We start from the raw sequence: 20,389 nt of genomic DNA on the forward strand, positions 1-20,389 counted from the left end.
AGTTTCCGGAACCGGACATTGGCGACCGCGGTGATCTGTGCCAACGTCTCCGGCCATGCCACGACGGCAGGTCATTGCAGCCCTCGGAATCGTCCTCGTCGCCGCTCTCGCGGTGACCGCGTTCGCCGACGCCGCCCGTTCCGGGCAGGGTCAGGCAGCGCGCTCCAACCTCACCCTCATCGCCCCCGCAGCCGCCAGGGGCGGCTGGGACCTCGTCGCCCGCGAGGCGCAGCAGTCCATGCGCACGGGCAACGTCGTCAACACCGTGCAGGTCGTCAACATCCCCGGCGCGGGCGGGACGATCGGTCTCAACCAGCTCGCCGGCCTGGCCGGTGAGGAGACGACCATGATGGTCACCGGGACCGTGATGCTCGGCGGCATCAGCCAGTCCAACAGCCCGCTGAGCCTGGAGGACACGACGCCGATCGCCCGTGTCGCCGAGGACTTCGAGGTGATCGCGGTGCCGGCGGACTCGCCGTTCCGCACGCTGGAGGACTTCCTCGCCGCGTGGAAGGAGGACCCGCGCGGCCTGCCGGTCGGCGGCGGCTCCGCGGGCGGCATCGACCACATGGTGGCCGCGCAGCTGGCGCAGGCCCGCGGGGTGCCGGTCGAGGACCTCGTCTACACCCCGCACCCGGGCGGCGGCGAGCTGACGCTCAGCCTGCTGTCGACGGCGGCCGGCACCGTCGGCGTCGGGATCTCGGGGTACAACGACTTCCGCGACCTCGTCGAGGCCGGGCAGCTGCGGGTGCTGGCCGTCGTCTCCCCGGAGCGTCTGGAGGGCGTGGACGCGCCGACGATGGACGAGCTCGGGCTGCCGCAGGTCGACCTCGTGAACTGGCGCGGCCTCGTCGCCCCGGCCGGGATCACCCCGGAGGAGCGGGCGGAGCTGGAGCAGATCACCCGCGAGATGGTCGGGACCGAGTCGTGGGCCGAGTCGGTGGAGCGCAACCGGTGGGTGCGCAGCGAGGCCTACGGCGACGACTTCGGCGAGTTCCTGGTCAGCGAGCAGCGCCGCATCGACGATCTTCTGAAGGAGCTGGGGCTGGCATGAGCCGCCGTCCGCCACATCTGTCGAAGGGCGCGCTGGTCGTGCCCGCGATCCTGACCGCGCTGGGGCTGTTCCTGGTCTACGGCACGCTGACGATGGAGGTCGTCGGTGACGGCGGCCTGTTCGGCCCGACGACGATGCCGTGGATCGTCGCGGTGCTGTGCTTCGTCGTCGCCGCGGGGCTGGCCTTCGACATCCTGCGTCCCCGCCGCGAGTACGACACCCCCGCCAGGACCCCGGAGCCGGCGGTCGCCGCCGGCGCGTCCGACGGCCCCGCCCCGGCCTCCGGGGACACGGCCGCCGGTGACACGGACGAGGAGCCCGCGGAGCGCACCGATCCGGAGGGGGTGAACGCCCCGGCCGTGCTCACCGCGGTCGGCGGCGTCGTCGCCTTCATCGTCGTCCTGCCCTGGCTGGGCTGGATCCTCTCCGCGACCGGCCTGTTCACCGCCGTCGCCGCCGCACTGGGCAACCGCAGGTGGCTGCCGGTCGTCCTGGCCGGCCTCGCACTGGCCTCCGCGATCCAGGTCGTGTTCAGCGGTCTGCTCGGCATCTCCCTGCCCGCCGGCTTCGTCGGCCTCCTGGGAGGTGGCCTGTGATGGACCAGCTCACCAACCTGCTCGGCGGCTTCGCCGACGTCCTCAGCCCCTCCGCACTGCTGTTCGTCTTCCTCGGCGCCCTGCTCGGCACCGCCGTCGGCGTCCTGCCCGGCCTCGGCTCGTCGATGGCGGTGGCGCTGCTGCTGCCGCTGACGTTCGTCCTCGAACCGACCAACGCCCTGATCATGTTCACCGGCATCTACTTCGGCGGGCTGTTCGGCGACTCCATCGCCGGGATCCTGATGAACACCCCCGGCAACTCCACCGCCATCGCCAGCTCCTTCGAGGGCTACCGCATGGCCCAGCGCGGCAAGGCCGCCCAGGCACTGGCCACCGCCGCCATCGGCGCCTTCATCGGCGGCATGATCGCCTCCGTGCTGGTGGTGTTCTTCGCCCCCACCCTCGCCGAGCTCGCCACCGGGTTCGGGCCCGCCGAGTTCCTCGCCCTCGCCGTGTTCGCCTTCGTCGCGATCTCCGCGGTCGTCGCCGACTCCGCCATCCGCGGCCTCGCCGCCCTGGCCATCGGCCTGACCCTGGCCCTGATCGGCATCGACCAGCCCTCGGGCAGCCCACGGTTCTCCTTCGGCTTCCCCGCCCTGCTCGACGGCATCTCCATCGTCGTGATCACCGTGTCCCTGCTCGCGCTGGGCGAGGTGTTCCACCAGGCCGCGAAACTCGGCCGCACCACCGACCAGGAGACCGTCCTGCCCACCGGACGCCCCTGGCTCTCCCGCGCCGAGTTCCGCGCCGCGCTGCCCGCGTGGCTGCGCGGCACCGGCTACGGGCTCCCCTTCGGCGTCATCCCCGCCGGCGGCGCCGAGGTCCCCACCTTCCTCGCCTACGGCACCGAACGCCGCCTCGACCGCCGCCGCGACACCCCCATGTTCGGCAAGGGATCCATCCAGGGCGTCGCCGGCCCCGAAGCCGCCGGCAACGCCACCGCCGGCACCGCCATGGGAGCACTGCTGGCACTGGGCCTGCCCACCTCGGCGACCGCGGCGATCCTGCTCGCCGCGTTCCAGCAGTACGGCCTGCAACCCGGACCGCTGCTGCTCGAACGCTCCGGCGACATCGTCTGGGCCCTGCTCGCCGGGTTCTTCCTCGCGATGATCGTGCTGCTGATCCTCAACCTGCCCTTCGCACCACTGTGGGCACAGCTGCTGCGGGTCCCGAAGTCCTACCTCTACGCCGGCATCGCCGTGTTCGCCGCGTTCGGTGTCTACGCCGCCGGGGCCAGCACCGTCGACCTCGTGATCATGCTGGTGATCGGTGTGCTCGGACTCGCCATGCGGCTCTACGACATCCCGGTCGCACCGGTGCTGATCGCGGTCATCCTCGGCCCGCTGGCCGAGTACTCGCTGCGCGACGCCATGGGCAACTCCGAGAACGACCCCGCCGTCCTGGTCTCCAGCCCGATCACCGTCGTGCTCTACCTCCTGCTCCTCGCCGGACTGGCCTGGACCGGCTGGCGCAGGTTCGCCGAGAAGCGTGCCGCCGACGTCTGACCCGGCGGTGCACCCCGGTCCCGCCGTGCTCCCCGCGGCGGGGCCGGAGGATCACGTGGCCCGGGCGAGACCGATCGCCCGGGCCAGCGTCGTGAGCCGCTCGTCGAGGGTGTCGCCCGCCGGGTAGAGGCGCACGGTGCCGATCCCGGCCGCCGCCCAGTCCCGGAGCCGCGCGGCGACACGCTCCTCGGTGCCGATCAGCGTCGTGCCGAGCACCATGTCGTCCGTGACGAGCGCGGCGGCACCCGCCCGGTCGCCGCCGAGCCAGGCGGCGCGGACGGCGTCGGCCCGCTCACCCCAGCCCTGGCGGCGGTAGGCGTCGAAGTAGAAGTTCTGCTCCGCCGTGCCCATCCCGCCGAGGCTGAACGCGATCCCCGGGCGGCGGGCGTCGACCATCGCGGCCTCCTCGCCGGGGTCGGCGGCGAACGCGACCTCGGCCCCCTGGCAGAGCTCGACGTCGGCACGGGTGCGCCCGGCCGCGGCGAGCCCGGCGTCCAGCGGGGACAGGTAGGCCGCGGCGCCCTCCGGGACGAAGCTGGTGCCCAGCCAGCCGTCGGCGACCCGGCCGGTCAGCTCCAGCATCCGCGGCGAGAGCGCCGCGACGAACACCGGCAGGTCCGGCACCGGGGTGGTCGACAGGCGCATCGGGCGACCGCGGCCGCCGGGCAGCGGGATCGCGACGGTGTCGCCGTCGTGCGAGATCCGCTCGCCGGCGCAGGCCGCGCGGATCACCTCGATCGTCTCCCGGAGCCGGGTCAGGGGGCGGTCGAACGGCACCCCGTGCAGACCCTCGATCACCTGCGGGCCGGACGGGCCGAGCCCGAGCACGAACCGGCCCTGCGACATGTCGTGCAGGGTCAGCGCGGCCTGCGCGACCGCGACCGGGGAGCGGGTGCCGACCTGGATCACCCCGGAGCCGAGGCGGATCCGGTCGGTGCGGGCGGCGAGGAAGCCGAGTGCGGACGGCGCGTCGGAGCCCCACGCCTCGGCGACCCAGCAGTCGTCGAGCCCGAGCTTCTCGGCCTCGGTCACGAACTCGACGGTCTCCGCCCAGTTCCCCCCGGACGCCTCGACCGTCGTCGCGGTGCGCACCTCAGGACTCCCCGGTGGACCGGACGAGCCCGACCGGGCTGCGCTCGGGGACGTCGCCCGCGGCGAGCACCGCGGACGCGAGCGGGTCGAGCAGCGCGGCGAGCTCGTCCGTGCGGTCCCCGCCGAGCGCCGTCCACGGCCGGGCGGCGGCCGCGTCGGTGAGCCGCTCGATCTCGGTGTGCTCGGCGGCCCCGGCGGACGTCAGGGTCCCGTCGGGGCCGGTCCAGCCGCGGCGGCGGACGTCCTCGGTCCCGGCGGCCCAGTCGTCGTCGCTCCACCCGCGGGCGGTGCGCAGCCACTCGGCGTCGGTCTCCCCCGCGGCGGCCTCGAGCAGGTGCGCGGCGACCGGGCCGACACCGCGGGCGACCAGGACGGCGACGTGGCCGTCGCCGCGGTGCTCGCGCAGCGTCGTCGTCGCCTGCCAGAGCGTCTCGACCGCCCCAAGGGGGCGGGGCAGTGCCGCGTTCGCGGCGGCGAGCACCCGGCCCTCGACGTCCACCTCGGACGCGGCCGCCCAGGCCAGCTCCGCTGCCCGGTCCACCGGGCCGGTCCCGATCCGCCGCAGCGCGGCGGCCGCGCCGGACGACCGGGCGTCCAGGGCGGCGGCGGGCGGGGCGAGCGACCACACCTCCGGCAGCGCGCGGGCGGGCATCGACGGGTGGAAGTTGTGGAACGCGGCCGTCACCGGCGCGGGACCCACCGGCCCCAGCGGGGCGGCGCGCATCGCGAAGTAGCCCCGCCAGAAGCCGCGGTAGCCGGCCGCCTCGGCGGCGGCGCGGGTCTCCGGGGTGAAGTACACGACGTCGTGCACCGGTTCGAGGCGTTCCCACAGCGCACGCGCGGCCGGCACCGGCCCGGGAGGTGGCGTCACCGGCGCACCGTAACCCGTGTGCGGCGCCGGTGGCGCGCACGCCGCCGGGCCCGCACACCACGCGGGTGTGCGGGCCCGGACGGGCTCCCCTGCTCGGCGGTCAGGAGAGGTGGTGCCGCTCCTGCAGCGCGTAGACCGGCGTGGAGATGCCCTCCTGCCGCGCCTTGAGCTGCAGTGCGAGGTACAGCGAGTAGAACCGGCTCTGGTGCAGGTTGCCGCCGTGGAACCAGAGGTTCTGCTGCTGGGTGGGCTTCCACATGTTGCGCTGCTCGCCCTCCCACGGGCCCGGGTCCTTGGTGGTGTCGGAGCCGAGACCCCACACCTTCCCGACCTTGTCCGCGACGTCCTGGCCGACGATGTCGGCGGCGAGCCCGTTCATCGACCGGTAGCCGGTGGCGAAGACGACGAGGTCCGCGTCGAGCTCGACCGTGGCTCCGTCCGATCCGGTCAGGCGCACGCCCTTCTCGGTGAACTCCTGCATCTGGCCGCGGACCAGCTTCACCTTGCCGTCGGCGACGAGCTCGGCCGCGCCGACGTCGATGTAGTAGCCCGAGCCCCGGCGCAGGTACTTCATGAACAGGCCGGAGTCGTCGTCGCCGAAGTCCAGCTCGAACCCGGCGTCGGTCAGCCGCTGGTAGAAGTCGGCGTCGACCTCGCGGGCCTTGTCGTAGGCCGGCTTCTGGAACTGCGCCATGATCCGGTACGGCAGCGACGCGAAGATCATGTCCGCGGTGTAGGTGTCGACACCGGCCTTGACCGCGCGCTCGGAGTACAGGTCACCGAGGCCGTACTCCATCAGCGTGTCGGACTTGATGATGTGGGTCGAGGACCGCTGCACCATCGTGACGTCGGCGCCGACCTCCCAGAGGGCGCCGCAGATGTCGAAGGCCGAGTTGTTCGACCCGATGACGACGACCTTCTTGCCCTGGTAGGCGTCCGGCCCGGGGTGCTGCGAGGAGTGCTGCACCTCGCCGCGGAACTGCTCCCGGCCCGGGAAGTCCGGCACGTTCGGCTTGCCGGAGACCCCCAGCGCGACGACGACCTGGCGCGGGCGGAGGGTGACCTCCTCGCCCGCCCGGTCGACCACGACGGTCCAGCGACCGGTGGCCTCGTCGAACTCGGCGGACCGCGCGGTCGTGGAGCCCCAGTAGTTGAGCTCCATGATCCGCGTGTAGAACTCGAGCCAGTCGCCGATCTTGTCCTTCGGGGCGAAGACCGGCCAGTTGTCCGGGAACTTCAGGTACGGCAGGTGGTCGTACCAGACCGGGTCGTGCAGGGCGAGGCTCTTGTAGCGCCTGCGCCAGGAGTCGCCGGGGCGCTCGTTGCGCTCGACGATGATCGTCGGGACGCCGAGCTGCCGGAGCCGGGCACCCAGCGCGATGCCGCCCTGGCCACCACCGATGATCACGACCTCGGGGTCGCGGGTGCGGCCCAGCTCGGACAGCTCCTCCTCGCGCCGCTCCTTCCACGTGACCCGGTCCGGGTTGGCGCCGTGCTCGGTGCCGAACGGGCGGTTCTCCCGCATCGGCTCCTCGTGCCCCGTGAGCTCGTCGAGGGTGGTGAGGAGGGTCCACGCCTTCCCGTCGACGATGCGGACGTGGCCGGAGCCGCGGCCCACCGCCGTCGCGAAGGTGAACCAGGCCTCGGTGACGCCGTCGGCCTCGGCCGGCTCCGCCGACAGCTCCCACCGCGACGGGTCGGTGCCCTCGAGGGTGTTCTCGAGCAGGTCGCGGACACCGGCGTGGTGCTCGACCGTCTTCAGGTTCCAGGTGAAGGAGACCAGGTCGCGCCAGTAGCTCTGCTCGGCGAACAGCGACACCGCCCGGTCGACGTCCCGGGCGGCCAGCGCCTCGCCGAAGGCGTCCAGCCAGCCCTCAGCGGTCGTGCGCGCCGCGGACTTCTCCTGCGTGGTGGTCACGTGAGCACCTCCTGCGAGCGGTTCGCCGCGACCACGGGGCGCTCGCCGTCCCTGCCGCGGTCGTCGGGGCAACGGGAGCAGTGAACACCACCGTCGTGACGCGCGACACGGGTTGCGGCGAGGTTGCAACCGCTCGGCCTACCGGAAGAGCAGCACTCCGCGGCCGCGCTGCCCGCCCGCCTCCAGGGCGCGGTGGGCCTCCGCGGCGTCCCCGGCGGGCCAGGTGGCGGCGACCCTCGGGGTGAGCCTGCCCGACGAGGCGAGGTCGCGGATCGCGAGCAGCGTCTCCCGGTCCTCGGCGACCGTCCGCACCCACACCGGGTGCCAGGTGATGCCGCGCTCCGCGGTGCCGCGGTGACCGCGGACGGTGGCGATCCGGCCGCCGTCCCGGACCGCGGGCAGCAGCGCGTCGCCCTGCAGGGAGCCGTCGGCCAGCCCGTCGACGCCGCCGGGGACGGCACCGCGGACCGACCCGGCGAACCCGTCGCCGCGGGGCAGCACGACGTGCGCGCCCAGCCCGTCGACGAGCTCGGTGTCCCGCTCGGCGGCGTCGGCGACCACCCGCAGGCCGCGGGCCACGGCGAGCTGCACGGCGTACCCGCCGAACGCCCCGGCCGCACCGGTGACCGCGACCGTCCCTCCGCGCGGGACGGCCAGCTCGTCGAGCGCCAGCCAGGCGGTGAGCGCGTTCATCGGGAGCGTCGCGGCGGCGGTCTCGTCGACGCCGTCGGGCAGCGGGACGGCCGACCCGGCCGGGACGACGACGTGCTCGGCATAGCCGCCGTGCGTCCCGTCCGGGACGACGATCGCCATCACCCGGTCGCCCACCCGCAGCGGGACGTCGTCCCCGGCCTCGTCGACCACGCCCGCGACGTCCATCCCGGGCACCCACGGCGGGTCCGTCTCCTGGCGCCGGACGGAGCGCTGCAGCGTGTCGGTCGGGTTGACCGCGGCCGCGGACACCCGGATCCGGACCTGCCCCGGGCCGGCGTGCGGCTCGGGCAGGTCGAGGACCTCGAGGACGTCCGGGCCTCCGTGCGTGGTGAGTCCGACGGCGCGCATGGACCCACCCTCACAGTCAGGCGGGATCGGGGCGCGGTGGGAGCGTCTCCCCCGCCTCGACCGCCACGTCGAGGTGGTTCCCGGCGGGCGGCAGCGGGCAGGTCGCGTGCGCGGTGAAGGCGCACGGCAGGTTCACCACGCGGTTGAGGTCGAGGCGCAGCGCGCCGTCGGCGCCGGGGTCGGCGGTCTTCAGGATCCGGCCCCCGCCGTAGGTGGTGTCGCCGGAGGTGGCGTCGCGGAAGTGCAGGGACAGGCCGCCGTCCCTCCCGGACAGCGCGACCAGGCGCTGCTGTGCGCCGCCGTGGCGGAACGTCACCTCGCCGACGGCGGTCGGGAAGTGCTGCAGCCCGTCGACGACCGCGTCGACGGTGATCCGGCGCGGCTCGTCGTAGGGGGTGAAGGCGGCGTCGACGACGGCGGCCTCGTCGTAGGGGTACGCGGGGACCCCGGTGAAGGCGGTGCGGGTGACCGCGTGCGGGTCCCGGATCCGCAGCGCGGAGGAGTCGGTGCGGCGGGCGATCTCGACCATCCGGTCGCCGACGGCGACCATCACGCCGGGCGCACCGTCGACCGGGTGCAGGTCCACGGTGCCGTCGAGCGGGGTGTCGGCGCCGGGCGGCACGACGCCGTCGGCGGCGGCCGCGGTGACCGTCACCGTCCCGCCGCCGGTGGCCCGCCAGGTGCCGGGGAGGCCGGGGACCGTGCCCGGGCCGTCGTCGAGCCAGTGCAGGGCGGTCAGCGACAGCCAGCCGTGCGGCTCGCGCAGCGTCTCCTCGCGGGCGGCCTTCCAGGCGGCGTGCTCGGTGCGGGCGTCGGTACCGGTCGTCGTCATGCCGGTGGAACGCGGCGTGCGCCGGATGACTTCCCGGGCGGGTGTCAGTGCACCCGGTGCCGTTCGGCCTCGGGGTCGGTGCGGGTCAGCGCGATCACCCCGGCGAGCGCGACGACGACGCCGATCAGCGCGGCGCCCGCCCACCCGTCCCGGATCCGGTCGCCGAGCAGCGCGATCCCGACCACGCCCGGCACCACGACCTCGGTCACCGACAGCACCGCCGTCGCCGGGCCGACCGGGCCGTTCTGCAGCGCCTTCGCGAACGCCAGGACACCGAGCACCCCCATCACGACGACGCCGTACACCAGCGGGTCCAGCAGCAGGTCCCCGATCGTGTCCCAGCGGAGCGGCCCGGGGTGCAGGGCGCGCACGGCGAGCGCGGTGCCGCCGAACCCGAGCCCGGCGAGCAGCGCCAGCAGCATCGGGCGTCCCGTCCGCCACACGAACGGCGTCGCGACGAGGATCAGCACGAACGCGACGAGCAGCGCCGGGGTCGCCGCGGGGGGCAGCGCCTCCGGGCGGTCCGGTTCGGCCGCGGCGGCGACCAGCACCAGCCCCGCCAGCACGGCGACGACGGCCCACCGGTCCCGCCACGCCAGGTTCCACGGGTTCCAGCCGTGGTCGGACAACGTGGTGAGCGCGATCGCGCCCGCCAGGATCGACTGCACCGCGAACACCGGCAGGTACCGCAGCGCGACGACGGTCAGCACCCAGGCCACGACGTCCGCGAACAGGCCCGCGAGGAACCACGGCTGCTGCCACACCGGGCGCCCGTAGCGGGCCAGCCTGCTGCCCCGGGCCTCCCACAGCGCGGCGATCGTGTTGCCGACCATGGCGGCCACGGCGATCAACAAGGCGAACACGGTCGTCATCTCCGCCCATCCTGCCCCCTCCCGCGCCGGGCGGCTCCGGACACGCCGATCCCCACGGCGGGAGGACGCGGTGCACACTCGGGCCATGCGCATGCAGTTCGGTGTGGACGAGGACGAGGCGTTCCACGAGTGCGCGGGCCGGCTGATCAGCGGGTTCGCGGACTGGCTCGACGAGAACGACCTGGTCGCCGAGCCCGTCTCGGCGGAGCTGCTGCTGCAGTACAAGTGGCTGGAGGCCGACGGCGACCTCGCCGCGTGGCCGCTGGCACACGTCGAGACGTTCCTCGACGGCTGGTGCCCGCGCGTCATGACCGAGTACCGGCTGCCGGTGCGGCTGGTCCCGCTCAGCGTCGCGTCGTTCGTCGAGTACCTCGACGAGCGCGGGTTGCTGACCCCGGACAGCCCGCGGCCGTCGCAGGTCCGGCGGTTGTGCACCGCCTACGCCGACGACTACGACGAGCTGGAGGCCCGCGGCGTCCACCCGGTGCTCGACGAGTTCGGCACGCCCCCGGACCCGGTCCGGATCCCGGGACCGGCCGACCGCGCCGCCTCGGCCGCGGCGGCGACGGTGCTGGCCGACGCCCGTGCGCTCGCCACCTGGTGCGGGCCGTCGGGCCGGGTCCTGACGAGGACCGGCAACCTGCGCATCGCCGACGCCCGGGAGCTGGCCGGGAAGCTCGGCACCGACGACCTCGACTCCCCCGCCTTCGCCCGGCTCGACCGTGCCGACCGGCTCCCGGTCCTGACCTGGGTGCTGGAGACGGCGGTCCGGGCCGGGGCGGTGCACCGCGAGAACGGCCGGCTCGTCGCCGGCGGGCGGTTCGGCGGGCTCGACGACACGACCGCGCACGAGGACCTCGTGCTCGCCGCGCGGGACCAGGGCGTGCTGACCGTCACCGGGGAGCGGCGGGTGCCCGACGGGGCCGAGCCGCTCGACGTCCTCGACGGCCTGCTCGAGGAGCCGCCCGCCGGGACCGACGACGAGGACGGGCGGAACGCGCTGGAGATCCTCGCCGAGCAGCTGGGCCGGGCCGACGGCGAGGAACTCCTCGACGAGGACGGGTTCGACCAGGGCACCCCGGTCCCGGAGCCCGCCGACGACGCCACCCCCGCGTTCCTCGCGCTGCTGCGCCACCCGGTCGAGGGGATGCCCTTCGAGGATCTCGCCGCGCTGCTCGACCTGGTGCTGGGCTGGGACGGCGGCCCCGCGGGCGACGGGGCCTTCCCGGCCCGGATGCTCGTCACCCGTCTCGAGCGCCTCGGCCTCGCCGAGTGGTCGGACTCCACCCTGGAGCAGGACGACGTGCTCGGTGCCGACGTCCGGTCCGGCGGGCGGGTCACGCTCACCCCCGGCGGCGTCGCCTGCGGTCTGCTGGTGCTGGCCGCGGAGAGCCTGGAGTTCCCGACCCGCCCCGATCCGGCCGTGGCGTCGGTCGAGGAGATCGTCGACCTGGCGGGCGAGGTGACGCCCACCGAGTGGCGCCGCGACATCGACGCCTGGCACGCGGCGCAGCCCGACCCGGGCCGTGCGGTCGCGGCGTTCGTCGACCGGGCGCTGGCACCGGGGCGCCCGCTCGTCGTCGTGCTGACGGCGACCGGCGTCGCCGCGGACAGGTTCGGGGACGACGTCGTCGACGGCCTGCTCCGCCGGCACCTCGACGGTCCGCACCGGGCCCAGGTGGCGCGCCGCCTGGTGGCACGCGGGCAGCTGGACCCGGGCACGCTCGAGCCGGAGCTGCTGTTGCAGGCCTCGATCGACGTCCTCGCCGTCACCGTCGACACGATCGGGTCCGACGAGTGGCCCGCGCTGTTCGCCCGGGAGTTCCCGGCCGACGCCGCGGAGGTGTTCGACGAGCTCTGGCGGCTGGACCATCCCCGGCTCGGCGACGTGCTCACCGAGGTCGGTGCGCACCATCCCGATGCGCGGGTCGCGGAGGCCGCCCGCACGGCGCTGTCCCGGTGGCGGGGCCGCAGCGGCGGGCACTGACCGGTACCGGAGTCTGGCCCACCCGGCCGGATCGTGCGAACATATGTTCGTGCGCGGCCTGGCCACCATCCTGCACGCCGACCTGGACTCGTTCTACGCGTCGGTCGAGCAGCGGGACGACCCACGGCTGCGCGGCCGCCCGGTGATCGTCGGTGGCGGGGTGGTGCTGGCCGCGAGCTACGAGGCCAGGGCGTTCGGCGTGCGGACCGCCATGAACGGCGGCCAGGCCCGCGCGCACTGCCCGGGCGCGATCGTCGTCCCACCGCGGATGGCGGCCTACTCCGAGGCGAGCCGGGCCGTGTTCGCGATCTTCCGGGACACCACGCCCGAGGTGGAGGGCCTGTCGATCGACGAGGCGTTCCTCGAGGTCGGCGGGCTCGCCCGGATCGCGGGCACGCCCCGGGAGGTCGCGGCCCGGCTCCGTGCCCGGGTGGCGGCGGAGGCCGGGCTGCCGATCACCGTCGGCGTCGCGCGGACGAAGTTCCTCGCCAAGGTCGCGAGCGGCGTCGCGAAGCCGGACGGGCTGCTCGTCGTGGACCCGGCCCGCGAGCGGGAGTTCCTGCACCCGCTGCCGGTGGAACGGCTGTGGGGGGTCGGCGCGGTCACCGCGGGGAAGCTGCACGAGCTGGGCGTGCGCACGGTCGCCGACGTCGCCGGTCTCGGCGAGGCCGCGCTGGTGTCGTTCCTCGGTCCGGCGAGCGGGCGGCACCTGCACGCGCTGGCCCACCTGCGCGACCCCCGCCCGGTCGACACGCACCGCTCGCGGCGGTCGATCGGCTCGCAGCGCGCGCTCGGCCGCAGGCCCCGCACCCCGGAGGAGCTCGACGCGATCCTGGCCGGCACCGTCGACCGGCTGGCACGGCGGCTGCGGGCGCCCCGCGAGACCGGTGGCGGGCGGGTGTGCCGCACGGTCGTGCTGCGTCTGCGGTTCGGCGACTTCGCCCGCGTCACCCGCTCGCACACGCTCCCGGTGCCGACCGCGCACACGCCCACGATCCTGACGGCGGCCCGGCGGCTGCTGGTCGCGGCGACGCCGGAGATCCGGGACCGCGGGATCACCCTGCTCGGACTGTCGCTGACCAACCTCGACCGCGACGACGCGGTGCAGCTGGAGCTCCCCCTCGACGCGCACGCCGGCCCGGCACTGGACACCGCGCTCGACGAGGTGCGCCGCCGGTTCGGTGCCTCCTCGGTGTCGCGGGCGACCCAGCTCGGCCGCGACCAGGGACTGCAGGTCCCGCTGCTGCCCGAGCACGAGTGAGCACCTCAGCAGGACGGGTTGCTGCCGAGCTCGCGGGTGGTGCGGGTGTAGTAGTTCGTCACCCAGCCCTCCTGCGGGCCGAGGATGCGGTACCAGACGGTGTCGCCGCGGACCGCCTCCCCGCGCTGCCAGCAGCCGATCCGGACCGGGGTCCCGGACTCCGGGATGGTCCCGACGACCGCGAAACCGGTGCCCGGTCCGGAGCGGACCTGTAGACCCTCGATCGAGGTCCGGGTGCACCCGGACAGCACGAGAACCCCGCACAGCACCACGAGGCCCTGCGCCACACGCTTCCGTCGCACACCCTCACCTCACCCGATCAGGTGACATCGCGGATGCGCAACGTAGCGATGAGCGACCGACCGTGCACGGCGAATCGCGGTCAACCCACGGTTGACGACCCAAGATCGTCAACCTACAGTTGACGCATGACCACTCCGTCCCCCGTCACCGGGACCGTCCGGCTCGACGACCTCATCTCCGCCATCACCGACGTCCACTCCGACCCGCTCGAGCAGCTCTCCGGCGCGGTGCTCGCGGGCGACCACCTCGGTGACCTGGCCGACCACCTGATCGGCCACTTCGTCGACCGGGCCCGACGCTCCGGCGCGTCCTGGACCGACATCGGCCGCAGCATGGGCGTGTCCAAGCAGGCCGCCCAGAAGCGCTTCGTCCCGAAGCCCGACGAGCCGGTCGACCCCGAGGAGGGCTTCAAACGGTTCACCCCGCGCGCCCGCGGCGTCGTGGTCGCGGCGCAGAGCGAGGCCAGGAGCGCCGGCAACGACCGGATCACCCCGGCGCACCTGGTGCTCGGCCTGGCGGCCGACCCTCAGGCGCTCGCCGTCGTCCTGCTGGAGCCCCAGGGGGTCACGCCGGACGCGCTGCGCGAGGCCGCCGTCGCGCGGCTGCCGGAGCGGGTGGAGCAGGTGCCCGACCTCGTCCCGTTCGACGGGGCCGCGAAGAAGGCGCTCGAGCTCACCTTCCGCCAGGCGCTGCGGCTGGGCCACAACTACGTCGGCACCGAGCACATCCTGCTCGCCCTGCTGGAGCAGGAGGACGGCGACGGCGTGCTGTCCGGGCTGGGCGTCGACGGCCCGCGTGCCGAGGCCGCGATCGTGAAGGCGCTCGCCGCGATCGCCGCGCAGCAGGAGCAGGGCGACGGCTGAGAACCGGTCAGGACGCCAGCTGGTAGCGCGTGTGCTGCAGGATCGTCCACGCCACCAGCGCGGGGTTGTCCATCATGGGCACGTGCCCGACACCGGGCAGCACCACCAGCTCGGCGCCGGGGACGGCGTCCATCAGCGGGCGGCCGTAGCGGCCGTACGGGATCGTGCGGTCCGAACCTGACCAGGCGATCCGGACCGGGCAGGGCAGCTCGTCGAACGGCACGATGGCCGTCTCCATACTGGCCGCGGACAGCAGCGGGTCGAGCACCGTGCACGCGGCGAGATCGTCGAAGAGCACGGCGACGTCCTCGGCCGAGTACAGGTCGGCGCGTTCCGCGAGGGTGAGCAGCAGCAGGCGCCGGACCAGCCCGCACGACGCGAGCAGCCGCACCGGCGTCCACCCGGCCAGCAGCGCCCCCACCCGGAAGGTGGCGAGCAGCCGGTAGAGGTCCTTCGGCAGCGCCCACGCCCCGGCCGGGGACAGCGCGACGACCGAGCGGGCCCGCCCGCGCCGGGCCAGCTCCAGCGCGGCCCAGCCGCCGAGCGAGTTCCCGACGACGTGCGGCATCTCGTCGATCCCGAGCTCGTCGAGCTGCTCGACCAGCGCGTCGACCATGACGTCGATGGAGAACTCGCCGTCGGGCAGCGGGGGGCCGTCGCGGTGCCCGGGCATCGTGACCGCCCAGACGTCGTGGTGCTCCTCCAGCATCGGGAGCAGCGGCGTCCAGGCGCGCCACGACGACGTCACGCCGTGCAACAGCAGCAGCGGCTCGCCGGAGCCGCCCCGGTGGAACGCGGTCATCTCACGATCATGGGCGCCGCGGCGCCGGGATGCAGCGCGAGCACCTCGTCGAAGCCCGCGGCCAGGCACTCGGCGAACAGGTCCCGGTCGGTGATCGCCGCCGCGTCCAGGTTGGCGCCGACGCAGCAGACGTCGCCGTGCGTGACGACCGAGATCATCGCCGCGCAGCCGGGCAGCGGCGCGAACGGGTAGACCCGCTCGATCCGCGCGCCGCACAGGAACGCCTCCGAGCGCAGCCCCGGCACGTTCGACGCCTGCAGGTCGTTCCCGGCCGTCGACCCGCCGGCGACCAGCGTCAGCAGCGGGCCCGGCAGCCGCGCCAGCAGCGGCGCGACGACGTCGGTGCTCTCCAGCGCGGGCTCGCCCCGCGCCGCGCGCATCTGCTCGCCGACCGCCCGGATCCGCTCGGCCGGGTCGGTCACGCCCATCGGCGCGGCCAGCCGGGCGGGCGCCCACCGGTTCCCGCCGGCGGAGTCGCCGTCGCGGCGCACCGACACCGGCACCGACGTGCGGAGCGTGGTGTCCGCACCGACCGGCCGGCCCATGCGCTCGTGGTAGTGCCGGAACCCGCCGAGCAGCGCGGCCACGTAGGCGTCGTTGAAGGAGCCGCCCACCGACTTCCCGGCCGCCCGCAGGTCGGCGAACACGACGTCGACCGCGACGAAGCGCCAGGACAGCCCGCGCGGGCGCAGCAGCTCGGAGCCGCCACCCGACGGCGGGGACAGCACCCGCACCGCCGAGTCGAGGTAGCGGGCCGTCTCGCGGGCCGCGGTCAGCGGGTGGGTCAGCGCCCCGAACACGTCCCGGGCCGCGCGCGCCGCCGACGGCACGATCCCGGCCTCGCGCCGCACCAGCCGGTCCATCTCGGCCAGCGGGTCCGGCGCCTCGGTCGCGGGTGCCGGCGGCTGCGGCTTCGTCTCGTCGTGCTCGCGCTTGCGGCTGTGCAGCTGGGCCAGCAGCTGGACCGCGCCCATGCCGTCGGTCAGCACGTGGTGCAGCTTCAGCAGGAACGCGGCACGGCCACCGGGCAGCCCCTCGACCAGCATCGCCTCCCACGGCGGCCGCTCCCGGTCGAACGGGGTCATCGCGAACTGCTCCGCGATCGGGCCGAGCTCGCTCCAGAACCCGGGGCCCGCACCGGGGATCCGCACCCGTCGCAGGTGGTAGTGCAGGTCGAACTCGACGTCGTGGATCCAGTACGGGGTGCCGAGCCCGGCCAGCGGCTCGCGGACCCGCTCCCGGAACCGCGGCACCATCCGGGTCGCCCAGTCGACGGCCGCGACCAGCCGGTCCCGGTCGGGCTTCGTGTCGAGCAGCTCGACCGCGAGGACCGGCGAGCGGTAGCGCGGGTCCTCGGCCTCGGCGCGCCACATCATCACCTCGAACGGCGACATCTCGCGGACCGATCCCCAGGACAGCGGGACGTCGCTCATCGGGTGCCGCCCTCCGGCCAGTGGGTCAGTGTGTCGACGAACAGGTCCCGGATCTCCTCGGAGTACTTCCCGGCGTTCTCCGGCACCCAGTTGGTGGTGTCGACCGGCGGGTGCACGGCGACCTGCACGGTGCCCGCCCGCAGGGTCTGCGCGCCGCGCCACATGATCTCGCCGGCGTTGCGGATCACGACCGGCACGATCGGCACCTCGGCCTGCATCGCGATGTGGAAGGCGCCCTTCTTGAACCGGCCCAGCCGCGGCGTCGGGGAGCGGGTGCCCTCCGGGGCGATCACCAGCGAGATGCCCTCGTCGCGCAGCTTGGCGACGGCCGGCCGGAGCGCCTCGCGGGCCTGCCGGCTGTCGCCGCGGTCGATGAAGGCGACGTCGGCCATCTGGAACAGCTGACCCCACACCGGGATCTGCGCCGCCTCCTTCTTCGCGACGCCGGTGAAGCTGCCGCGCAGCAGCTTCATCAGGACCGGCACGTCGAACTTGGACTGGTGGTTGAACACGAACACGCACGGCCGGGCGGCGACGAGGTGCTCCGCGCCCGTCACCTCGACGTCGATCCCGGACAGTCCGAACGCGACGTCGGACCCGACCGACGCGGCCAGGTCGACGAACCGGCGGCGCGAGCCGTGCAGCAGCCCGGCACCGGCCGCGGCGGCCAGCCCGCCCGCCATGCCGCCGTAGAACACGGCGGTGCGGGCGACGTCGGCGACGTCCGGGAGGAGCCCGCCGCGGGGCGCGCAGTCCAGCACCGGCCAGCCCAGCTCGACGGCGACCCGGCGCAGCGAGTCGGTCGGCGACACCGCGACCGGGTTGCCGACCGCGGAGAGGAACTCGGCGTCCTCGGTGCCGTTGGCGTACCCGAAGCAGTCGGTGAGCTCGGCATCCTGGGCCTCGGCGTCGGCACGGACCGCGGCAGCCTTCCCGGCGCCCCACAGCGAGATGCCGGCGACCCGCCCGGTGAGCACGCCGTCGCGCACCTCCAGCTCGGTGCACAGCACCCGGTCGGCGCCCAGCTCCTCGGCCATCGGCTGGACCTGGAACCGGGTCGCCGACGACGCCATGACGACCTGGTGCCCCTGCTCCTGGTGCGCGGCGACGAGCTCCCACACCTCCGGGTGCAGCGCACCCGCGATCTCCTCCTTGAACAGCGTCCGGCCCAGTGCGTGCAGCTCGTCCTCGCTGCGGCCCTTCCAGGTGGCCAGGGTGATCGAGAGGAACTCCTTGAAGTCGTCGTCGGTGCGGATGCCGCGCATGCCGGACAGCACCGTGCGCACCATCTCGACCGGGCCGACGTCGAACTCGCGCAGGCGCTTCCGGTAGAAGGCACCTGCCGAGTACCCGTCGATGACGGTGCCGTCGTAGTCGAAGTACGCGATCGTCCCCGGCCCCGGCGGGGCCTCCCGGATCGCCCGGAGCCGCTCGGCCCGGGCGGTCTCAGCTCGCGACACCACTGTCCCCCTCCGCACGTGCGTGGTCACTGTCGGACGCCACGGCCGGCGCCGCGGGTACCGGGTCCGCCGACCGGGAGCCGTCCGTCGCCGATCCCAGGACGACGGCGAGCCGGGCGCGCTGCAGCTGCGCGAGGCGGCCGAGGTCGTCGATGACGCCCGTCACCTCGTCCCGCCACATCCGGCGGCGCTCACCGAGATCGGCCGCCCCGTCGCCCGCGTCGGTGAGCAGGCCCCGGTTGCCCGCCTGCCGCACCGCGGTGGCGTAGAGCTCGCGGGACACCGAGTCGGCCCGGTCCAGCCGGTGCTGCAGGAGCATCTGGCCGCCGACGCCGAGGCACTCCTCGAGGAACGGCCCCTCTTCGGTCAGCGCCTCGTCGTCCCGCGCGGCGAGCCGGTCGGCGACGACGAGCTGGGCGTCCAGAAAGGAGCGGAGCACGCCCGGGGCGACGAGCAGCGGCGCCTGGCGCAGCGCGCCCCGCACGTCGGCCGGCGCCGCGGCACGCGAGCGCCAGTCCGGGTCGACGAGATCGAGCTCGTGCAGGATCTCGTCGCGGAACTCCCGGCGGGTCGAGAAGAAGAACTCGAACTTCAGCAGGTCCCGCAGCCGGGCCAGCTCCCGCCAGGCGACCTCGACGAGGTCCTCACCGTCGCCGGCGTCGCCGATGCGCAGCAGCGCCACCTCGAGCAACGCCCGGTTGAGCAGGTGGTGCAGCGTCCCGTTGCGGTAGAAGGCGGCCACGTGGTGGCGGCCCGAGCTGATCGAGAAGACCGGCTCGGTGCCGTCTTCGAAGATCGTCACGACGCCGGCCTCGGCCAGCCGGTCGAGCGTCATCCGCAGGCCGTGCCGGGTGCGCAGCTCGGCGATCGGGACGGGGACGCCGCGCGACTCCAGGTAGTCGGCCAGCGGCGCGACGACATCCCGGACCTGCTGCAGGGTCAGTGCCCGGTCCCGCGCCGAGAGCAGCGCGAAGGTCGCCAGCGACGTCGCGGTGGCCGGGGTGACCCGGTTGATCCCGGCGCACACCCGGAAGGCGACCTTGTCCAGCTGCGCGGACCCCTCGCCGGCGTCGGAGAGTGCCTGCCGCAGCCCGATCGGCTCGGCGAACCGGACCCGCGCTGTACCGATGTGCCGGCGCTGGTCGCGGAAGTAGTGGTAGAGCCAGCCCAGGCCCTCGGCCTTCTTCTCGCCGCCGCGCTGCTCGGCGGCCATCGCGCCGACCTCGTGCAGCTGGTCGTAGGCGATCGACACCGGCACGAGCACGGCGTCGAGCTCCGGGCGGTCCTCGATCGCCGAGACGAGGTAGCGGAGCAGGCCGATCCGCGGCTTGCGGAGCTTGCCGGTGCGGCTGCGGCCGCCCTCGATGTACCACTCGAGGTTGAACCGCTTGGCGAGCAGGTGCCCCAGGTACTCCTGGATCGCCGCCTTGTAGACGGTGTCGCCGCCGAAGCTGCGGCGGATGAACACGACGCCCGCGCGCCGGCCGAGCGCCCCCATCGGCCAGAACGACAGGTTGTTGCCGCCGAGCACGTGGTTGCGGGGGAAGTTGCGGTCGTGCAGCACCTCGGCGAAGAGCAGCGGGTCGGCGTACGAGCGGTGGCTGGGCAGGAACACCAGCGCGTGCTCCTTGTTGAGCTCGCGCAGCCGCTCCAGGCCCGACTCGTCGACCTGGACGTCCCAGGCCCGGGAGTGCATCGGCCCCATCATCGCCCGGAAGACGTCGATCGCCGGCGGGCTCTGCACCGCGGCCATCTCGTGCAGGCACGACTCGAGCCGGCGCTCGATCTCGGGGGCCGGCTGCCCGGTCCGGCGCGCGAGCCGCTCGACGAGCGCCGGGAACCGGGTCGACGAGGTGATCTGCTCGACCATCCGGCGCGGCACCTTGTACCGGTCACCCAGCACGCGTCGTTCGGCCCGGTCGCACGCCAGGACGGCCTGGCGGGCGACGAACCGCGCGAAGCCGTGCGACCCCGGCCGCCCGTTCTCCTGCGCGACGAACCGGGAGACCAGGTCGGCGACGGTCGCGGGCTCCCCCGCGACGACGCGCGCGGCGTCCGGCCGGTGCCGGGCCATCGACGGGTGCAGCGGCGACCACGCCATCCGCATGACGGCGGTGGTCGCCAGCCCGGCGAGCTTGCGGACCGCCCCCGGCTCGTCGGACTCCGGGGTCACCCAGGTGACCCGGGCCGGGACGATCACGGTGGCGTCGTCGGAGTGCAGCGACTCCCCGAGCGCGGACGGGACGTCGGACCCCACGCCGAGGGGCACGACGACCGAGCCGGGATGGTGCTCCTCGGCCCAGCGCCGCAGGATCGTGCGCTCGGTGTGCGACCGCGACTGGGCCACCACCACCTCACGGGTGCCGCTCGGTCCGTCCGTCGTCATGGAACCCCCGTTCGGACCGCCGCCGCACCGCGGCGTCGTGGGGACCCAACGTAGTTACCGATGAGTTCGGGAACAACAGGGACACGGCCCGG

The 20,389-nt window shown here is 74.5% G+C and carries 17 protein-coding genes; 6 read left to right on the forward strand and 11 right to left on the reverse strand.

Annotation, left to right across the window (positions count from 1 at the left end; genetic code table 11):
• Positions 1–55: 55 nt before the first annotated feature.
• Genes AD017_RS03440 through AD017_RS03450 form a run of 3 tightly spaced genes read left to right on the forward strand, consistent with a single transcriptional unit; the run spans position 56 to position 3,155 of the window.
• Positions 56–1,054, forward strand: coding sequence for a tripartite tricarboxylate transporter substrate binding protein (locus AD017_RS03440; RefSeq protein ID WP_060572807.1), 999 nt, complete (start codon positions 56–58; stop codon positions 1,052–1,054).
• Positions 1,051–1,650 (forward strand): tripartite tricarboxylate transporter TctB family protein, encoded by a 600-nt coding sequence (locus tag AD017_RS03445; protein WP_060572809.1) that lies wholly within the window; start codon positions 1,051–1,053, stop codon positions 1,648–1,650. The genes AD017_RS03440 and AD017_RS03445 overlap by 4 nt, the downstream gene beginning before the upstream one ends.
• Positions 1,650–3,155, forward strand: a complete 1,506-nt coding sequence (locus AD017_RS03450) for a tripartite tricarboxylate transporter permease (RefSeq protein ID WP_010243265.1) — start codon at positions 1,650–1,652, stop codon at positions 3,153–3,155. Before AD017_RS03445 ends, AD017_RS03450 begins: the two co-directional genes overlap by 1 nt.
• 51 nt (positions 3,156–3,206) lie before the next feature.
• On the opposite strand, the gene AD017_RS03455 is transcribed toward AD017_RS03450, so the two are convergent.
• The 6 genes from AD017_RS03455 to AD017_RS03480 all read right to left on the reverse strand — a co-directional run bounded on the left by AD017_RS03455 (position 3,207) and on the right by AD017_RS03480 (position 9,802).
• On the reverse strand, positions 3,207–4,247 hold the full coding sequence (locus tag AD017_RS03455; protein WP_060572812.1) for an LLM class flavin-dependent oxidoreductase: 1,041 nt from the start codon (positions 4,245–4,247) through the stop codon (positions 3,207–3,209).
• A gap of 1 nt (position 4,248) precedes the next feature.
• Positions 4,249–5,118, reverse strand: coding sequence for a hypothetical protein (locus AD017_RS03460; RefSeq protein WP_227012648.1), 870 nt, complete (start codon positions 5,116–5,118; stop codon positions 4,249–4,251).
• 100 nt (positions 5,119–5,218) lie between these two features.
• Complete coding sequence (locus AD017_RS03465; protein ID WP_010226511.1) at positions 5,219–7,036, reverse strand: NAD(P)/FAD-dependent oxidoreductase; 1,818 nt, start codon at positions 7,034–7,036, stop codon at positions 5,219–5,221.
• Between the two features lie 138 nt (positions 7,037–7,174).
• Positions 7,175–8,098, reverse strand: a complete 924-nt coding sequence (locus tag AD017_RS03470; protein ID WP_060572815.1) for an NADP-dependent oxidoreductase — start codon at positions 8,096–8,098, stop codon at positions 7,175–7,177.
• 16 nt (positions 8,099–8,114) lie between these two features.
• Positions 8,115–8,930 carry a DUF1684 domain-containing protein gene (locus AD017_RS03475; RefSeq protein WP_060572817.1) on the reverse strand — a complete coding sequence of 272 codons (816 nt, stop codon included), beginning with the start codon at positions 8,928–8,930 and terminating at the stop codon, positions 8,115–8,117.
• A 44-nt stretch (positions 8,931–8,974) separates the two neighbouring features.
• Positions 8,975–9,802: a hypothetical protein gene (locus AD017_RS03480; protein ID WP_010226505.1), complete on the reverse strand. Its 828-nt coding sequence runs from the start codon at positions 9,800–9,802 to the stop codon at positions 8,975–8,977.
• Positions 9,803–9,887: 85 nt separating this feature from the next.
• Between AD017_RS03480 and AD017_RS03485 the strand changes: the two genes are divergently transcribed.
• Both AD017_RS03485 and dinB read left to right on the forward strand, forming a co-directional pair.
• A complete protein-coding gene (locus AD017_RS03485) occupies positions 9,888–11,789 on the forward strand; it encodes a hypothetical protein (RefSeq protein ID WP_060572819.1) in 1,902 nt (633 codons plus the stop codon).
• Between the two features lie 43 nt (positions 11,790–11,832).
• Positions 11,833–13,050 (forward strand): DNA polymerase IV, encoded by a 1,218-nt coding sequence (gene dinB / locus AD017_RS03490; protein ID WP_174521782.1) that lies wholly within the window; start codon positions 11,833–11,835, stop codon positions 13,048–13,050.
• Between the two features lie 5 nt (positions 13,051–13,055).
• Here dinB and AD017_RS03495 read toward each other — a convergent pair whose 3' ends face one another.
• Positions 13,056–13,352 (reverse strand): SH3 domain-containing protein, encoded by a 297-nt coding sequence (locus tag AD017_RS03495; RefSeq protein ID WP_082399028.1) that lies wholly within the window; start codon positions 13,350–13,352, stop codon positions 13,056–13,058.
• Between the two features lie 126 nt (positions 13,353–13,478).
• Between AD017_RS03495 and AD017_RS03500 the strand changes: the two genes are divergently transcribed.
• Positions 13,479–14,216 carry a Clp protease N-terminal domain-containing protein gene (locus AD017_RS03500; protein ID WP_010226501.1) on the forward strand — a complete coding sequence of 246 codons (738 nt, stop codon included), beginning with the start codon at positions 13,479–13,481 and terminating at the stop codon, positions 14,214–14,216.
• Between the two features lie 7 nt (positions 14,217–14,223).
• Here AD017_RS03500 and AD017_RS03505 read toward each other — a convergent pair whose 3' ends face one another.
• From AD017_RS03505 to AD017_RS03520, 4 genes are read right to left on the reverse strand one after another with little or no spacing between them, the layout of a single operon-like run.
• Positions 14,224–15,018: an alpha/beta fold hydrolase gene (locus AD017_RS03505; protein WP_060572823.1), complete on the reverse strand. Its 795-nt coding sequence runs from the start codon at positions 15,016–15,018 to the stop codon at positions 14,224–14,226.
• Positions 15,015–16,451, reverse strand: coding sequence for a wax ester/triacylglycerol synthase domain-containing protein (locus tag AD017_RS03510; protein WP_060572825.1), 1,437 nt, complete (start codon positions 16,449–16,451; stop codon positions 15,015–15,017). Before AD017_RS03510 ends, AD017_RS03505 begins: the two co-directional genes overlap by 4 nt.
• The gene (locus AD017_RS03515; protein WP_139324074.1) at positions 16,448–17,911 is read right to left on the reverse strand and encodes an HAD-IB family hydrolase; all 1,464 of its coding nucleotides are present in this window, start codon (positions 17,909–17,911) and stop codon (positions 16,448–16,450) included. Before AD017_RS03515 ends, AD017_RS03510 begins: the two co-directional genes overlap by 4 nt.
• Entirely contained in the window at positions 17,898–20,297 is a 2,400-nt protein-coding gene (locus AD017_RS03520; protein ID WP_060572827.1) for a glycerol-3-phosphate 1-O-acyltransferase, read from the reverse strand. The genes AD017_RS03515 and AD017_RS03520 overlap by 14 nt, the downstream gene beginning before the upstream one ends.
• Positions 20,298–20,389 lie beyond the last annotated feature (92 nt).

The sequence above is a fragment of the Pseudonocardia sp. EC080619-01 genome (assembly GCF_001420995.1).
Classification (GTDB): domain Bacteria; phylum Actinomycetota; class Actinomycetes; order Mycobacteriales; family Pseudonocardiaceae; genus Pseudonocardia.

What these genes read in the sequence shown, in the direction of transcription:
- AD017_RS03440 (WP_060572807.1), top strand. Translation starts at nt 56, where the DNA reads ATGCCACGACGGCAGGTCATTGCAGCCCTCGGAATCGTCCTCGTCGCC.
- AD017_RS03445 (WP_060572809.1), top strand. Translation starts at nt 1,051, where the DNA reads ATGAGCCGCCGTCCGCCACATCTGTCGAAGGGCGCGCTGGTCGTGCCC.
- AD017_RS03450 (WP_010243265.1), top strand. Translation starts at nt 1,650, where the DNA reads ATGGACCAGCTCACCAACCTGCTCGGCGGCTTCGCCGACGTCCTCAGC.
- AD017_RS03470 (WP_060572815.1), bottom strand. Translation starts at nt 8,098, where the DNA reads ATGCGCGCCGTCGGACTCACCACGCACGGAGGCCCGGACGTCCTCGAG.
- AD017_RS03475 (WP_060572817.1), bottom strand. Translation starts at nt 8,930, where the DNA reads ATGACGACGACCGGTACCGACGCCCGCACCGAGCACGCCGCCTGGAAG.
- AD017_RS03480 (WP_010226505.1), bottom strand. Translation starts at nt 9,802, where the DNA reads ATGACGACCGTGTTCGCCTTGTTGATCGCCGTGGCCGCCATGGTCGGC.
- AD017_RS03485 (WP_060572819.1), top strand. Translation starts at nt 9,888, where the DNA reads ATGCGCATGCAGTTCGGTGTGGACGAGGACGAGGCGTTCCACGAGTGC.
- dinB (WP_174521782.1), top strand. Translation starts at nt 11,833, where the DNA reads ATGTTCGTGCGCGGCCTGGCCACCATCCTGCACGCCGACCTGGACTCG.
- AD017_RS03500 (WP_010226501.1), top strand. Translation starts at nt 13,479, where the DNA reads ATGACCACTCCGTCCCCCGTCACCGGGACCGTCCGGCTCGACGACCTC.
- AD017_RS03505 (WP_060572823.1), bottom strand. Translation starts at nt 15,018, where the DNA reads ATGACCGCGTTCCACCGGGGCGGCTCCGGCGAGCCGCTGCTGCTGTTG.
- AD017_RS03510 (WP_060572825.1), bottom strand. Translation starts at nt 16,451, where the DNA reads ATGAGCGACGTCCCGCTGTCCTGGGGATCGGTCCGCGAGATGTCGCCG.
- AD017_RS03520 (WP_060572827.1), bottom strand. Translation starts at nt 20,297, where the DNA reads ATGACGACGGACGGACCGAGCGGCACCCGTGAGGTGGTGGTGGCCCAG.